The organism is Cytobacillus solani, from assembly GCF_001420595.1.
GTDB lineage: Bacteria > Bacillota > Bacilli > Bacillales > Cytobacillaceae > Cytobacillus > Cytobacillus solani.
In genome coordinates, this window is the sequence record NZ_LJIX01000006.1 from 273543 (window position 1) to 289079 (window position 15537).

The 15537-nt window shown below is 36.1% G+C and carries 20 protein-coding genes and 1 riboswitch; of the genes, 18 read left to right on the forward strand and 2 right to left on the reverse strand.

All coding sequences use genetic code 11. From position 1 onward, the window contains the following. Positions 1 to 377 precede the first annotated feature (377 nt). Positions 378 to 1913, forward strand: a complete 1536-nt coding sequence (locus AN957_RS03270; RefSeq protein WP_056682257.1) for an ABC-F family ATP-binding cassette domain-containing protein — start codon at positions 378 to 380, stop codon at positions 1911 to 1913. A gap of 80 nt (positions 1914 to 1993) precedes the next feature. On the opposite strand, the gene AN957_RS03275 is transcribed toward AN957_RS03270, so the two are convergent. Next, the gene (locus tag AN957_RS03275; RefSeq protein WP_056682259.1) at positions 1994 to 2725 is read right to left on the reverse strand and encodes a class I SAM-dependent methyltransferase; all 732 of its coding nucleotides are present in this window, start codon (positions 2723 to 2725) and stop codon (positions 1994 to 1996) included. A gap of 160 nt (positions 2726 to 2885) precedes the next feature. Here AN957_RS03275 and AN957_RS03280 point away from each other — a divergent pair, with 160 nt between their 5' ends. The 9 genes from AN957_RS03280 to AN957_RS03315 all read left to right on the forward strand — a co-directional run bounded on the left by AN957_RS03280 (position 2886) and on the right by AN957_RS03315 (position 9403). Continuing rightward, complete coding sequence (locus AN957_RS03280; RefSeq protein ID WP_056682261.1) at positions 2886 to 3317, forward strand: MarR family winged helix-turn-helix transcriptional regulator; 432 nt, start codon at positions 2886 to 2888, stop codon at positions 3315 to 3317. Further along, complete coding sequence (locus AN957_RS03285; protein ID WP_056682263.1) at positions 3304 to 4509, forward strand: MFS transporter; 1206 nt, start codon at positions 3304 to 3306, stop codon at positions 4507 to 4509. Before AN957_RS03280 ends, AN957_RS03285 begins: the two co-directional genes overlap by 14 nt. A 312-nt stretch (positions 4510 to 4821) precedes the next feature. Next, entirely contained in the window at positions 4822 to 5247 is a 426-nt protein-coding gene (locus AN957_RS03290) for a hypothetical protein (RefSeq protein WP_056682264.1), read from the forward strand. A 216-nt stretch (positions 5248 to 5463) separates the two neighbouring features. Continuing rightward, entirely contained in the window at positions 5464 to 6462 is a 999-nt protein-coding gene (locus AN957_RS03295; RefSeq protein WP_056682267.1) for an ABC transporter substrate-binding protein, read from the forward strand. A gap of 251 nt (positions 6463 to 6713) precedes the next feature. Further along, positions 6714 to 6959, forward strand: coding sequence for an RNA polymerase sigma factor (locus tag AN957_RS28350; protein WP_245637755.1), 246 nt, complete (start codon positions 6714 to 6716; stop codon positions 6957 to 6959). After that, positions 6946 to 7221 (forward strand): sigma factor-like helix-turn-helix DNA-binding protein, encoded by a 276-nt coding sequence (locus AN957_RS28355; protein WP_245637756.1) that lies wholly within the window; start codon positions 6946 to 6948, stop codon positions 7219 to 7221. Before AN957_RS28350 ends, AN957_RS28355 begins: the two co-directional genes overlap by 14 nt. Continuing rightward, complete coding sequence (locus AN957_RS03305) at positions 7214 to 8155, forward strand: anti sigma factor C-terminal domain-containing protein (RefSeq protein ID WP_056682270.1); 942 nt, start codon at positions 7214 to 7216, stop codon at positions 8153 to 8155. Before AN957_RS28355 ends, AN957_RS03305 begins: the two co-directional genes overlap by 8 nt. Before the next feature lie 230 nt (positions 8156 to 8385). After that, the gene (locus AN957_RS03310) at positions 8386 to 8691 is read left to right on the forward strand and encodes an NIPSNAP family protein (protein ID WP_056682273.1); all 306 of its coding nucleotides are present in this window, start codon (positions 8386 to 8388) and stop codon (positions 8689 to 8691) included. Between the two features lie 157 nt (positions 8692 to 8848). Next, positions 8849 to 9403, forward strand: a complete 555-nt coding sequence (locus AN957_RS03315) for a GNAT family N-acetyltransferase (RefSeq protein WP_053478130.1) — start codon at positions 8849 to 8851, stop codon at positions 9401 to 9403. Between the two features lie 272 nt (positions 9404 to 9675). Here the strand turns inward: AN957_RS03315 and AN957_RS03320 are convergent, their stop codons facing one another. Next, entirely contained in the window at positions 9676 to 10206 is a 531-nt protein-coding gene (locus tag AN957_RS03320) for a helix-turn-helix domain-containing protein (RefSeq protein ID WP_056682276.1), read from the reverse strand. A gap of 222 nt (positions 10207 to 10428) precedes the next feature. Further along, a riboswitch (guanidine-I (ykkC/yxkD leader) is annotated at positions 10429 to 10524 on the forward strand. Positions 10525 to 10597: 73 nt separating this feature from the next. Here AN957_RS03320 and AN957_RS03325 point away from each other — a divergent pair. The 8 genes from AN957_RS03325 (at position 10598) to AN957_RS03350 (ending at position 15536) form a co-directional block, all read left to right on the forward strand. Then, positions 10598 to 10939, forward strand: coding sequence for a DMT family transporter (locus AN957_RS03325; RefSeq protein ID WP_056687036.1), 342 nt, complete (start codon positions 10598 to 10600; stop codon positions 10937 to 10939). Continuing rightward, positions 10939 to 11253 (forward strand): DMT family transporter, encoded by a 315-nt coding sequence (locus tag AN957_RS03330; RefSeq protein WP_056682279.1) that lies wholly within the window; start codon positions 10939 to 10941, stop codon positions 11251 to 11253. The genes AN957_RS03325 and AN957_RS03330 overlap by 1 nt, the downstream gene beginning before the upstream one ends. 481 nt (positions 11254 to 11734) lie before the next feature. After that, the gene (locus AN957_RS03335) at positions 11735 to 13180 is read left to right on the forward strand and encodes a vWA domain-containing protein (protein WP_156341116.1); all 1446 of its coding nucleotides are present in this window, start codon (positions 11735 to 11737) and stop codon (positions 13178 to 13180) included. 23 nt (positions 13181 to 13203) lie between these two features. Then, positions 13204 to 13335, forward strand: coding sequence for a hypothetical protein (locus AN957_RS28735; protein ID WP_256376286.1), 132 nt, complete (start codon positions 13204 to 13206; stop codon positions 13333 to 13335). A 50-nt stretch (positions 13336 to 13385) separates the two neighbouring features. Further along, positions 13386 to 13538 (forward strand): hypothetical protein, encoded by a 153-nt coding sequence (locus AN957_RS26590; RefSeq protein ID WP_172797609.1) that lies wholly within the window; start codon positions 13386 to 13388, stop codon positions 13536 to 13538. Further along, complete coding sequence (locus AN957_RS03340) at positions 13474 to 13998, forward strand: hypothetical protein (protein ID WP_056682291.1); 525 nt, start codon at positions 13474 to 13476, stop codon at positions 13996 to 13998. Before AN957_RS26590 ends, AN957_RS03340 begins: the two co-directional genes overlap by 65 nt. Before the next feature lie 51 nt (positions 13999 to 14049). Beyond that, the gene (locus AN957_RS03345; protein ID WP_053478137.1) at positions 14050 to 14418 is read left to right on the forward strand and encodes a DUF4064 domain-containing protein; all 369 of its coding nucleotides are present in this window, start codon (positions 14050 to 14052) and stop codon (positions 14416 to 14418) included. 161 nt (positions 14419 to 14579) lie between these two features. Beyond that, positions 14580 to 15536, forward strand: a complete 957-nt coding sequence (locus AN957_RS03350) for an AAA family ATPase (RefSeq protein WP_053478138.1) — start codon at positions 14580 to 14582, stop codon at positions 15534 to 15536. Position 15537 lies beyond the last annotated feature (1 nt).

Here is a 15537-nt window from a genome sequence, read left to right on the forward strand (position 1 = left end):
AGGAAAGGAGGTGCTTCCATAAAATGAATAATCAGAATCGAGTTTTCATTAGAGAGATTTGCTCCGCACAAATGTATACGATGAAGCATTGTGTCAGGAGCCTAATCAGGAAGCACGCGGCTTCCTCTATTCATCGGCTAATCGTTTGCTGATAAAAGTGTAGGGTACTATGCTTATTTGAGTATGACTATTTGCCGATGATACAAAGATTAAAGGGCCATAGACAATGCTTTGTCTATGGCCCTTTGTTTTGGATTTTTCAATGATTATTGAAAGAATTTTGTTGCATCTATTGCAGCAAAACCCCAAAGCAAAGAGCTGGCGTCTAAAAACGCCGTCTCTTTGCTTTTTTTATTTTTAGGAAAAGAGGAATGAGAATGAGTTTACTTGAAGTTAGAAATTTAACCCACAGTTATATAGATAAGGTTCTATATGATAAAGCAGGTTTTGATTTATACAAAGGCGAGCATATGGGGATTGTAGGACAAAATGGTGCAGGGAAAAGCACCCTGATAAAAATATTGATGGGAGAAATTATTCCGGATAACGGTTTGATCAAATGGCAATCTTCTATTCGTATAGGACATCTTGATCAATATGCCAAAATGACGGGAACGCAAACAATTATTGAATATTTAAACACGGCCTTTGCAAATCTATTTGATCTAGAACAGAAAATAAATGATCTCTATCAGCAGATGGCGGATACAGGTAATTATGATCTACTGGAGCAAGCAGCAGCCTATCAGGAAAAGCTTGAGGCGAGTGATTTTTATTCAATAGGCAGTCATATTGATAAAGTCGTATACGGGTTAGGGATAAATGCAATTGGCACGGATCGCTTAATTCATGAACTGAGCGGAGGGCAGAGGGCGAAAGTCATTTTGGCGAAGCTTTTGCTGGAAAAGCCAAATGTTCTATTGCTGGATGAACCAACGAATTTCCTTGATAAAGAACATGTAGAATGGCTTGCCAATTATTTAGCCGTTTTCGATGGCGCCTATATCGTTGTTTCCCATGATTATGACTTTTTAGAAAAAGTATCTTCTTGCATATGCGATATTGAGTTTGGAACGATCAAAAAGTATGCTGGGAAATATTCGGATTTTCTTCGTCAAAAAGAGCATTTACGTGAGGATTATGTCAGGCAATATCAAGCCCAGCAAAAAAAGATTGAAAAGACGGAGGAATTTATTAGAAAAAATATTGCTGGAGTTAATACGAAGATCGCACAAGGGCGCCGGAAGCAGCTTGAAAGGATGGAACGATTGGCACCACCAACATTCACTCATAAACCTGCTTTTGCCTTTAAGGAAATCTCACTTTCCGCGCAGATTGCACTCTCTGTAAACGACCTAGAGGTTGGTTACGGAAAACCCTTATTGCCTAAATTGAATTTTTCCGTTCTAGGCGGTGAAAAGCTAGTAATTACAGGCTTCAACGGAATCGGTAAATCCACATTGCTAAAAACACTTGTACAACGTATATCGGCTGTAGCAGGCAGTTTTCGATTTTCAGAATCAGTAAAGATTGGTTATTTCGAACAAGATTTAGCATGGGAAGATGGAACGAAAACACCGCTTCAAATCATCTCAGATTTTTATCCCAAATTGGGATTGAAGGAAATTCGAAGCCGATTGGCTCAATGTGGTGTAAAGAATACCCATACGACTCAAGCAATAGCGACACTGAGCGGCGGAGAACAGTCGAAAGTGAAGTTATGCCTGCTCGTACTTTCGCCGTGCAATTTTCTTATCTTAGATGAACCTACCAATCATTTAGATGCGGAAACAAAAGAAGCATTACAAAAGGCATTAATTCAGTTTAAAGGCAGTGTATTACTAGTCTCTCATGAAGAAAAGTTCTATCGGCAATGGGCAGATCGCTCCTTAAATATAGAGGATTGCATATAGTTAATTAAATATGCAAAAGCCCCTGTATAAAAGGGGCTTTTGCCATTGCAGATGACACTGAGGAACATAAATTTTTCTGCTTATTTGGTACAGGAAAAGGCAAGTACGACTGGGATTCTTAGTCTTCTAGTGAACTCTTCCTCATTAGAAAAATGCTCACGCTTAGGTGATCCTTCTCGTAAATCAACCACTGAAAAACCAGATGCAGTAAGTGCTTTAAAGTAATGTTCAATGGTTCGATGATACTTTACAACGGTTTGGTCGATCCAAGGTTCTTTCCTTTCTCCTTCTATAAAGTAATCATCAACGACCCAGTTCCCGCGCTTATCTCCTTTTTGCTTGCTTATAAAAGAAGAAGTAGTGAGCGGATGCTGCACACTGAAAATAAATTTTCCATTATCTTTTAAGGTGCTATGCACGTTTTGAAATAGTAAAAGAATATCTTGAACATAGTGTATGGCAAAACGAGAGGTGACAATATCGAAATCGTTTTCAGGATAATGATAGGATTCCATAGTTTCATGCAGAAGGGCTCCATTTAATCCAGATAAATTGAAAGCTGCAGAAGCTATCATCTGTTCAGAACCTTCTATTCCTGTATAAGATGCTGCTCCTTGCTTTAGTAATTCCTTACCAAATGAGGCATCACCACAGCCTAAATCTAAAATATCCTTATATTGAACGCCACCAATAAGTTCTTTTATGATAGGGCCTTCAATCGCATTGTTGGGACTGTCCTTTCTATCCCTTCTTTTCGTGTAACTGTTAAAAAAATCAGCTTGGTTGTAGGCGCTGGATCCTCTATATTCCATAACAAATACCACCTCTCTTAATGATATTCAATAAGCTTATAGCTTTGAATATTTTACCATATAATTGAGAGTAACTTGACTTTTTCTTTAAATAACCTTATAGTTACCCTTGGTAATAGTTATCTATGGTAATTATATTTTGTGAAAGGAAGTGTAAGAGTTGGAAGGTTTTTTTCAACGTTATTTAAGTCTTTATCGATCACTAATTACTACATTGAATGAATTATTGAGCGCTTATGAGCTTTCTTATTCTTTATGGCAAGTTATCTATCATATAAAAAACAATGGACCGTCGACACTTGTAGATATTTCTTCTAGATATAATGTAGAAAAGCCAACCATTACGAGGAGGGTTCACCGTTTGGAAGAACTGCAAATGGTGAAGCAAATTCCCGGTAAGGATAGGAGAGAAAAAGTGATTCAGTTAACTGAATTAGGAGATAAGATTTACCAGGAATGCAGAAAAAAAATAACTGATTTAGAAAATAGTGTGATGGAAGGGGTAGCGAAAGACGAGCAAAAGGCTGCTTTCCACACTCTTCCTAAAATACAAGAGAACCTATTTAATAGAGAGGGTAATAAAAGTGAGTAAGCCTAAATTATGGACGAAGGATTTTATTATTGTGTCCAGCATCAATTTTTTGTTAACGTTAGTCTTTTATTTATTAATCGTCATTATAGGTGTCTATGCGGTAGATGAATATCATGCGACAGCAAGCCAGGCAGGACTTGTAACAGGAATTTTTATTGTGGGGACGTTAATTGGCCGTTTATTTATCGGCCGCAGTATCGATTCAATTGGGCGTAAAAGAACATTGTTTATTGGATTAATTTTATATATTTTATCGACAACATTATATTTTATCCACTTCGGGATCGTCTTCCTCCTTATTACTCGTTTATTGCATGGAATTACGTTAGGTATTGCGAGTACTGCAACGGGAACAATTGTAGCTCAGATTATCCCGGAAACACGAAGAGGTGAAGGGGTCGGTTATTATAGTATGAGTGCCACATTGGCTACTGCAATCGGACCGTTCGTTGGTCTGTATATGAGCCAGCATACTAGTACACAAATTATTTTTAGTCTTTGCCTTGTTTTAGGAATCATTAGTCTGATCACAGCATTCTTTGTGTATGTACCGTTATTGGAAGGATCAGCAAAAACATATGAGATAAAAGGATTCAAGCTTTCTCAATTTATTGAGCCAAAGGCCGTTCCAATCGCATTGATTACTTTAGTTGTAGCCTTCTGCTACTCTAGTGTTCTATCCTTTATTAATTTCTATGCTATTGAAATTGACCTTGTTAGCGCAGCAAGCTTTTTCTTTCTTGTCTATTCAATAGCGGTGTTGGTTTCACGTCCATTTACAGGCAAATTAATGGATGTAAAAGGAGCAAATTATGCGATGTATCCGGCATTTATTTTCTTTACAGCCGGTATGCTGCTTTTAGGTTTGGCTCACAACAGCGTTACGCTATTAGCAGCCGGCATCTTAATTGGACTCGGATTTGGAAATATGCAGTCATGTACACAGGCAATTGCGATTAAGCTCACTCCACCTCATCGAATGGGATTAGCTACATCAACTTTCTTTATTTTTCTTGATGCAGGGCTTGGATTCGGACCTTATCTATTGGGATTCTTCACACCAATTACGGGCTATAGTACACTTTACATGATTTTAGGCATTGTTGTTTTGGTATCCTCTGGTCTTTATTATTTACTGCATGGAAAGAAAGAAAGGGCTACGATTAATAATGCAGTTGAAACGCTTGGTTAAGTTTCCAAGCGTTTCTTGCTATTTATAGTAAAAATAATGATTTAGTACTGTTTTATATCTATTGAAATGAAAAGTATGTAATATCGGAAAGTTAGGCGTTATTGACCGAATATTAAACAGATGGTAATAAGTAGATAGGTGTAAAAATTTAATATTTTTTCCTCTATGTAGTTGAAAAATATTAAATAAGGAATTAGAGCATTCTATACCCGGTGGAATTAAGCCAAGTGTAATTGTAAGAGCTCATGTGAAGAAGAAAGGGAAATTAACCGGAGAATTTATTCCAAATCCATCGTTTAGGAGGTAGCCGTTATGATTGGAGAAGAGAAGAATATTAAACTTATAAATAATGAGGGAAACTTGATTAATGGACAACTATTGTTGTTTGAGGAATCACCGGTTAATGATGATCTTGTTTTGATCGAATTAATAATAGAAGGAAGTAGAATGAGTCATCAGGGAGAAAGCTTTTTCCTATCGCTTGAATTACTTAGAGAACAGTTAGAGGCTCAACAGATTCAAATATTGTGCAATGGTGCAGCTGAAAATGTTTACCCATCCCCCATGCAAATATCTATGGGAACCGGGGAGCTAGCTTATAAATTAACCTTAGGTAAGCCAGCTTCCACAGAGGATATCGTTCACATTTTCGGATATGAAGAAACATTAAAATGTGTTAGCCTTGCAGAACAATTACAATTTTATCGTAAATGGTTTGACAGTTTAGGAGCATTGTAATAGCAACATTTTGGACCTTCAATATTTCTAATAAAAAAATCGTTGATAGCAGAAGTTATCATTGTTTATATGTTTCTAAATATGATAATATCTAAATATTATGAATAATATGAATCTAATATTGGCTGAAAGGACACTATCCATGACTGCATCTGAGTACATATCCTTATGCCTTCAACTAGAACATGCACGAAATAGTCGAAGGAGGGAAAGTGCTTGAAAAGGATTTTATCTGCATTGCTATGCAGCTCCCTATTATTGCTTTCTGCTTGTGGATCAGGAAGCAAAGAAGCAGGGGGAAGCAAGGAAGAAAAGGAAACAGTCAAAATAGGAATTACGCAGCTGGTTGAACATCCATCATTAGATGCGGCACGTGAAGGGTTTATTGCTGCCTTGAAGGATGCTGGTTACGAGGAAGGAAAAAATCTTAAGCTAGATTACCAGAATGCGCAAGGAGATATGAACAACAACATGACGATTGCTCAAAATCTCGTTACGGATGATAATGATTTGATTTTAGCTATTGCAACAGCAAGTGCACAAGCAGCTGTTCAATCGACAAAGGAAATTCCTATCCTGTTTACTGCAATCACTGATCCGGTAGGTGCTGAATTAGTTGAAAGCTTTGAAAAACCGGGTGGAAATGTAACAGGTACGTCCGATACACATCCAGACGCAATTAAAAATACGATGAATACAATTAAAAGATTTTTTCCTGATGCCAAGAAAGTAGGGATGATTTACAACTCTGGGGAACCTAACTCTGTTGTTAATGTGGAAAACGCGAAAAAGGCTCTAAAGGAACTTGGATTAGAGGCTGTTGAAACAACCATATCAGCGAGCTCTGAAGTAAAACAAGCAGCAGAGTCATTAGTCGGAAGAGCGGATGTTTTCTATATTCCGAAGGATAATACAGTTGTTTCCGCTCTTGAATCAGTTATTACTGTAGCCAACGAGAAGGATATCCCAACATTTGTAGGGGAAAGTGATTCAGTTAAACGCGGAACATTTGCTTCATATGGCTTTGAATATCATGACTTAGGATATACAACTGGCAAAATGGCAGTCGAAATTCTTGAAGGGAAAAAGCCGAGTGAGATTCCAGTAGGTTTTCCAGAAAGCTTAGAGCTTGTTATTAACAAAGCTGCAGCTGAGCAGGAAGGAATTACACTTACAGAAGAAATGTTAAAGGATGCAAAAATAGTAGGAGAATAAGGAAGTTGGAAAAACTGTCATTTATATGGCAGTTTTTTATTGCAGTTTACATGTGCTATCAGGTTATGTATGAAGATTTTAAAACGGAGTTAATCCATACTTATACTCAACAATAAGTAAGCTTAACCAAAAACCTTGACAGGCTTAAGCCTGTCAAGGTTTTATTTTTTCTAATTTTATTTTCGCTTTGCTGTAAACTTTTTTAGGGAAAAGGACTCTATACTTATAGAGGATAGTAGAGAGGAGGAACTATGGATTCTCAGCTTCTATTGGAATTATATAAAAAGCAAGCAAAAATGATCTATTTTTATTTAAAAAAGAACGGGTGCAGTCATGAAGATGCAGAAGATATTGTCCAAGAAAGCTATACAAAATTTATAGCTTACAGCAGTGGTGTTGCTTCACATAAAGCTCTTTCGTATATTTTCTCTATTGCTATGAATGAGTTTAAAAAAAATTTTAAAGAAAAAAGGAAAAGAACAAGTGATTTCGATTAATGATGATCGCTTCTGGAATAATTTCACCAATGACCATGATATGGAATCTAATGTATTAACTATTGAAATGAATAAAGAAATAGCACTTACTTTAAATTGTATACAAGAAAATTACAAGCAGCTTTTATTATTAAAATACGAACTGGAACTAAGTTATAAAGAGATGGCACTATTACTAGGAATGAAGGAAGAAACCATTAGAACGTATTTATTTCGAGCAAGAAAAGATTTTCAAAAGAAATGGAGGAATCTTCATGAATGACTTTACAGATGATGTTTTTGATGAAAGGAAGATAAAAAAAGCGATTAAAAAAGGCAAAAGGAAAACGATTTTTACGATTGGAATCATTTCGGTAATCGTATTTGTTATTTTGAACATTTTAAACTTTGCTATTTCTGCTTATTATAGCCAAAAGACATTTAAACAATGGGATGCTTATATCAGACTTAGTACGCCAAATGGTTATATAAGCGAAACAGTTGATTCGAGAGGTTTTTTAGGAGGAATAAGCAATTATAAAGTAGCAAAAGACATGAAAATCAAATCGCTCGTTATCGAACAAAAACAATATTCATTTGGTCTGATTCCATCTGTTTTGATTTCAAGAGGTTCAGGAGGAATTATCGGAGTCACTGGAGAGGATTGGCAAGTTTCCTATAAAGAAAACGGCTGGAGAGAAATGATGTTTTTTCATCCTAATGTTACGTATAAAAAATACAAACAGGATGAAGAACTGATTGAAAAAATGCAGGGAGATAAAATATATGAGGTTGCGCTCTCATTTGATAAGCCATACAAGCCAAATGAATTACCTTTTGCTGTACTTCCTGAAATGACTTGGTTTTGGATAAATACGTATACGAATAGGGAAGTAAAAGCATTTCAAAAAGAAGCAAAAGAAAATGACTGGTCTTCAACATTTATTAGAGAACATGATGTTTTAGGTTTTTCCACAAATAGTCCTTTTACTTCAACAGCAGATTTAGTCTATGATTATGATCGGTTTCTCAAATTACTTCAAACGAGTGTTTCTAGTGAACATAAGAAAGTATACAGTACCTTTAAAAATATAAAAATAGAAGATATAGAAATATTAGGAGTAGTCGTTTATGGGACGAAGGATCAAATTCTAGAAATGATGAAAGAACCCAGTATAAGAGCTGCATCTTTAGGGGGGATTGTTGATAACTATTAGTTCTTAGCAAAAGTGGCTTGGGGAAAGATTAAAAAACTATACTTTAGACCTAAGAAATATACATTTTTAATTGTTAGGGCAACTCTTCCAATATTCAAATGAATTTTAAAACAGACTATTGTGTAATTCAGAGAAAACAAGAGAAATCGAGAGGTTTTCCTTTCTATATAGAGGGAGGTTAGTTGAATATTATGTTATGATAAAAAAAATAGATTTTTAGGGGGAGTAAGATGGTTACATGCTATCTGAAATATGTTATTGACCCGTATAAAGTAAAGGAATTCGAAGAATACGGTAAGATGTGGATTCGATTAGTTAATAAATTAGGCGGTTCACATCAAGGATATTTCCTTCCACATGAAGGTGCTAATAATATTGCTTATGCCCTATTCACTTTCCCTAGTTTAGCAGCATATGAAGAGTACCGAGGAAAGATGGCATTGGATGCCGAATGTCAGGAAGCTTTTAAATTTGCTGAGGAAACGAAATGTATTCTAAGTTATGAGAGAAGCTTTATGCGACCTGTATTCAAATGAACAAAAAAATTATACAAATCTAGTTCAACTAATTGGCGCGATACTTCATTAACGAAGCATCGCTTTTTTAATTCAACTATAAATGCAGGTAATGAGAAAGGAGAATCACACAGTTCGGAAGAAATTAAATATAAAACAACAGAGGGAGTGATATTCTATGGGGTTCATTCAACCGAAGCACTTCGTCAATAATAAAGGCGAACCATATACAGTAAGAACGGCATTACCTGAAGATGCGGAGAAGGTATTGAGGTTTAATCAAACCATTATTAGCGAAGCACCATTTTTACTTACTACGGAAGCCGAATTCAAAGTATCCTATGAACAACAAAAACAATTTATAAAACAGATTTTTGATGACAATGGCAAGTTAGCAATTGTAGCAGAATATCAAAACAATATTATTGGGTTTTTAGATTTCCATAATGGTCATAAAAAGAGAATACAACATCAAGGTTCATTTGGTATGAGTGTTGCTGACGAATTTAGGAATCAAGGGGTTGGTAATGCTATGCTATCTTTACTGTTAGCTTGGGCAAAAGAAAACCCTTTAATTGAAAAAGTTTGCCTTGAGGTGTTCGCTGAAAATACGAATGCAATATCTTTATATGCAAAGGTCGGCTTTGTTGAGGAAGGTCGTAAAGTAAAAGCTATAAAAGTTAATGAGGATATATATTATGATTTAATCTCAATGACATACTTTACGAAGTAGTCGAAAATATTATTTACTAAAATAGTACTTACGCAAAGTGGCTTTACTTTAATATCAATCTTCCACATAAGGGCGCAATTCAGCAGGAAGAATTACGCTCTTTCTTTATGTTAATGGCTCTTAATTCTTTAATAGCTTTTTGGTAGTTGATTTGATATAAGATACTCATCATATGAACTTAGCAGGGTTTTCCTTTTAGAAGGGCTAAGCCTATTTTTGTACAATTAAAGATGCAGAACACTTGATAAAAGTTATTATGAAACAATACTTGATTAATAATCTAATTGTTTTAAACCTAAAACTAAACTTTCATCAGTCATCTCTAAAATATTATACAATTGTAACCTTTTTTCTATTTCCTTTTCAATTTTTTCTGAATTACTAAATAAGCCCATGACGGATTCTATCGCAAAGATTAGAATGGATAACACACCAGCACTCCCCAATTCAACTCCTAAAAGTTCATTATCTGAAAGCTGAGTGTTCATTATTTTCTTTACCTCTTTGTAGTATGCTCCTTGTATAATAATCTTGTCATACTTTGACTTTAACCCCACTAATAAATCATTTGGATTATAAGCTTCATAAGTCGGTTTTTCTTTCTCTAAAAGCAAGAGCTCATTTAGTACATCACCCGGAGTTTTATCTAATGTTTCTGCAATTGCAATTATTACTTTACTGGAGTATTTTTCAATGCTTTTATTGATGTGAGTTGCAAGTAACTGTTGACTCACACCGGTTTTTTTATAGACATCATATCTTTTGCAATGATGTCTTTGCAAATATAAGTCTAAATAATTCATAAGAATTCACCTCTTTTTTGATAAATTTTATTTTATTAGTCAATTATATTTTATTATCAAACCATTTAAAAGTATACCAAAATTTGTTGAAAAGTGAGTATAGAAATAAATCTAGAAACTGTAGAAACAAAAAAGCAAACTTGAAACTTGTATTCTAAATTCCCATAATTTTAATCTTGAATAAATTTTAAATGTGCGTATAATAAAAGAAAAATGAATAATTTAAATGTTTTCTAGGGTTCCGCAACTACCTGTTGGTCTGGTCCGAGAGAAAACTCACAGCTTACTGTGTCACGGAGGGATAAAAGCCTGGGAGAAAACTGTTTATCAGTTTCTCTCAGGCTTTTTTATTTTTTGGGGGAAAATAAATAAAATTGGAGGTGTCATTTATATGAATGCAAACTGGATTAAAGTATTTGTTGCTGCTTTTTTTGAAGTGTTTTGGGTTATTGGCTTAAAACATGCTGATGACTTTTTGACTTGGACTGGAACAGTGATATCCATTATCATAAGCTTCTATGTAATGATAAGGGCGGGACGAGAACTTCCTGTAGGAACTGTATATGCAGTTTTTGTGGGATTGGGTACTACAGGCACTGCTATTTCTGAAATAATATTTTTTGGAGAGCCATTTAAAATAAGTAAAATACTTTTGATTTTACTGTTACTTGCGGGAGTAATTGGTTTGAAATTAGTTACAAAGGATGACGTTAAGGAAGGGGCTGATTCCTAATGGCGTGGACTTCTTTAGTCTTAGCGGGGTTATTTGAAATGTTTGGTGTTGCTATGATAAATAAACTTCATAGGGATCGTAATTGGAAATCACTTGTTCTATTAGTTCTTGGATTTGGAGCAAGCTTCGTGCTTCTATCTTATGCAATGGAAACACTTCCTATGGGGACAGCTTATGCGATATGGACAGGAATTGGTGCGTCTGGTGGAGCAATATTAGGAATACTTTTATATGGTGAATCAAAAAACTGGAAAAGACTGGTCTTCATAGCTATGGTTCTAGGTGCAGCAATAGGATTAAAACTTACTTCATAAAATATCTTATATAGTGCTATCGATTTAGGTGGGTATAAAAAATTTTGATTTACTAGTTCGCAAATTAATAGAAATGAAATTTTGGAGGAGTCTGTCACCAAGGGATAACTATGTACTTTGGTAATGGGCTTTTTTTGTATTCACTAATATTGAAATGTAGTATGGATAGTAAAAGGGAACTAGGAAAGTGGATGTTGAAGACGAAGGCGTGTCCAAAGAATATGTTGTCAAGATGAAAATGAACGAGACATGGCTTTTTCTAACTTAGCTATGACATATCGAAAAAACCTTGATTGGCAAATAAGCCCATTAAGGTTTTTTTGTGAAAATAGTTTCATCGAGCAACAACTATTATTCTATCTTTTTTCCTAGAAGAAATGAATCCATACCTATAACTTATTTCCTGTTTTTGTATATTTTAGGAAAAATTATCGGGGAATCCTGTAATATAATTTTATAAAACGTTGATTGAGGTGGGGAAGTGTTCAAACGGACAATTTCAATGATTGCTATTTTATTGCTAATTCTTTCAGGCTGTTCGGAGAAAAATGAAACAATCAAGGAAAAGCCTGAAGCAGAACCAGAGAAGGCTGTAGAAGAGGAAGCTGGAAATGTTCAGAAAAAGGATGAAGTAAAAAAGGACAGTATATTAACAGAAATAGAGGCAGTGAAAATCCCAAAAACGATAGAGGACTTTGCAAACTCACAGCCTGGCAAACTTACATCAAACTTTTCCTATGAAAAAGAAACAGCATCCTGGCCAAGTCTGCATACGTTAGAAGGAATTGAGAGTGAGCTGACTGAGCATTTGCGTTCAGTTGCAGGTGAAACGGATGATGTGGATAAGCTTTATCAATCACTCATTTATTACATTGGCAACAGTGCGTATCCGCAAGTGGTTAAGGAGTTACTAACATTTAAGCCTGAATTTGATGAACCGTATTTGCCAGAACCTGAGCAAGTTTCAGAAGAAACAGTTCAAGAGAATGCAGCTCCTTCAAAAGCCATTATCATGTTAGATGCAAGCTCTAGTATGCTGCTGAACGTAGATGGTGAGCAGAAAATGAAAATCGCAAAAAGCGCTGTCCGAAGCTTTGCGAAAACAATTGGCTCAGCTAGTGAGGTTTCTCTCTATATCTATGGGCATGCCGGATCTCAGGAAAATAAAGATAAGCAATTATCGTGTTCGACAATAGATGAAGTTTATCCGCTGCAAAAGTATGAAGAAGAAGGTTTCTATCAAGCAGTTGATGGTGTCGAAGCGAAAGGCTGGACCCCATTAGCAGGTGCAATTAAAAAAGCATATGAAGTTAGTCAATCGCTAGATGGGGAGATCACTCTTTATATAGTAAGCGATGGAGCAGAAACATGTGATGGAGACCCTATTGCTGAAGCAAAGCAATTTGTACAAGGGCAAGAAAATCGTAAAGTAAATATTATTGGCTTTGATGTCGATGTAAAGCAAGAGAATCAATTAAAGGCTGTTGCGGAAGCTGGACAAGGAGCATATTTCTCAGCGAAAAATACGGAGGAACTAAAAAGTACTGTTATCCAAAAATGGGTGCCGCCTGGTCTGATTGATATTATCGGAAAGCAGTGGTCCACACCTAAGGGAACCTTTACGGTTGCGTGGATGAATATGGATATACATAAAATGGCACTGAAAATTTCAGATGCAATTAATGTAGAGCAAGGAAGGTTCATGGGAGCTGCGAACGTCATGTTTGCTGAGGGCCTAATTACAGAGGAACAAAAAAAGAATCTAATTGGCAAAATTGAGGAGCATGGAGAGCGATTAAAACAGCTTACAAATCAATTAAAAGAACAAAAATTAAAGGAAATTGATGATGAAGTCAATCGGATTGATAAGAAGATCAATGATTGGGCTGAACGGATGGAACAAATACGTGCGGAAAATGAACAGTAAGGTACAAATCAGGAGGATATGAAATGCTAAGAAAAAGCAGTTATTATTTAGCAGGCAGTTTGAGTATAATTCTATGTTTATTTATTCTTTCTGGATGTTCAGACAAAGCAAAGCCATCCGCAAGTGAGGAAATGGAGAAGCCGAAATTGAAATAGCCAAAAAACAGATAACAAATGTAGTCATCTTAATGGATGCGAGTGGAAGCATGAAAGCAAGTGTCGCTGGTGGAGTGAAGATGGATTTAGCCAAGGAAACGATTAAGCAATTTACAGATCAGCTTGAGGAGGATGTGAATGTTTCACTTTTGGCGTACGGTCATATCGGGACCGGAGGCGAAGGTAAATATTATTGGATTTGATGTAGATGATGATGGGCAGAAGCAGCTAAAACAGGTTGCTGAAGCGGGTGGAGGTAATTATGCTACTGTTCGTGATAAATCAGAGTTTGAGGATGTTATTTTAAAGAAATGGAAACCAAGTATTTTTCAGCTGATTGGGACGCAAGGTGTCCAGCTGCATGAATATGTAGATCAAATGGAAAGATTGCAGAATATTTATGGACCCCTTTATCATGCATCTGAACGGGAAGCTGACAGAATAAAAACGGCAGTTTATTATTTAAAGGATAACAAACTGATTAGCCGTGAAGATGGAACGGAAGTCTCTGACAAAGCAGAGGAAATGCGTATTTTGCGCACAGACCATTTTAAAGCGATTAAAGAAGAGAAAGATGCAGAGGCAAAAAAGGCGCATGAAGAAATTGATGCAAAGGTTCAGGCGTGGAAGGATAAGTGGTATAAAGAGCTGGAAAATGAATAGGACAATGAAAATTATCTTATTTAAGATTGTGGTGTGCAACAGGAGGAGTATATGAATAGAACAGCGGAATTTGTATTAGGATTAGTCGGGGGAATAATAGGCATACTTTTGTCTTTAGTCGGTTTCTTTTTTAGTATTGCTGGTTTTTTAGCTGATGACCCAGGTGCTGCTTGGGTGGTTGCTATCATTACATTTGTATTTTTTATTATCCAAATAGGCGCGTTAATCATGAGCTGTCTGGTGAATCGGATGGACAATAAACTTTATGGCGGATTAATGATTACATGTGGCGTCCTTTCCTTTCCGATATCGATTTTTCTTATGTTTGTCCCAAGCGTACTTTACATTATTGCAGGGGCGCTTGGGTTGAGAAGTAATATGGAAATGAATAATAAAGCATTTGAAGAGAAGATTATGTAAACCATTTTGAAGAATTTGCGGCAAATCAGCAGAATACAAAAAATATCCCTGAGAGGAATTCCTTTCAGGGAATTTTAATTTCCGCAGGATTTTGACAAAAAATATCGAATTACATAAATGGATGAATTTAGAAAAATAGGGCTAATAACAGGAGGATCTTTATGACTCATGAACATATTCACCCGATGATAGATAAGATATTGAAAAATATAGAAAAAGTAATGATTGGGAAACGCAGCGTAGCGGAATTAAGTATCATTGCTTTGCTTGCAGAAGGACATGTATTGCTAGAGGATGTTCCGGGTGTCGGGAAAACAATGATGGTGCGTGCACTGGCGAAGTCTGTGGGTGCAAACTTTAGGCGAATTCAATTTACACCCGATTTGCTTCCGTCAGATGTTACAGGAGTGTCCATCTATAATCCAAAGGAAATGGAATTTCAATTTAGACCAGGGCCTATTATGGGGAATATTATTTTAGCTGATGAAATTAATCGTACGTCTCCAAAAACGCAGTCCGCTTTGCTGGAAGGAATGGAAGAAAGCAGCGTCACAATTGATGGAGTTACACATCAGCTTGAAAAGCCTTTCTTTGTAATGGCAACTCAGAATCCAATTGAGTATGAAGGCACATATCCACTTCCTGAGGCCCAGCTGGATCGATTTTTATTAAAAATGAAAATGGGCTATCCTGATATGGCGGATGAGATAGAAGTATTAAATCGGGCGCAGAAAGTAAAGCCCATTGATGAGCTGGAGCCAGTAATCGATTTGATAGAATTAAGAGGATTGCAGACACAGATTAAAGAAGTGCATGTGGATGATACAATCAAGCGCTATATCGTAGAATTGGCTAGTCGGACGAGAACTCATGCAAGTGTTTATCTTGGGGTAAGCCCGAGAGGATCCATTGCTTTAATGAAAGCAGCACAATCCTATGCATTTATGTATGGCAGAGATTATGTACTTCCCGATGACATTCAATATTTGGCTCCAGCTGTTTTTGCCCACCGGATTATTCTAAAATCAGAGGCGAAATTTGAAGGGATTCGAGCGGAAGAAATAGTCGATCGTGTGGTATCGAGAGTACCTGTTCCAGTACGAAGGCTAGTGAAATAAT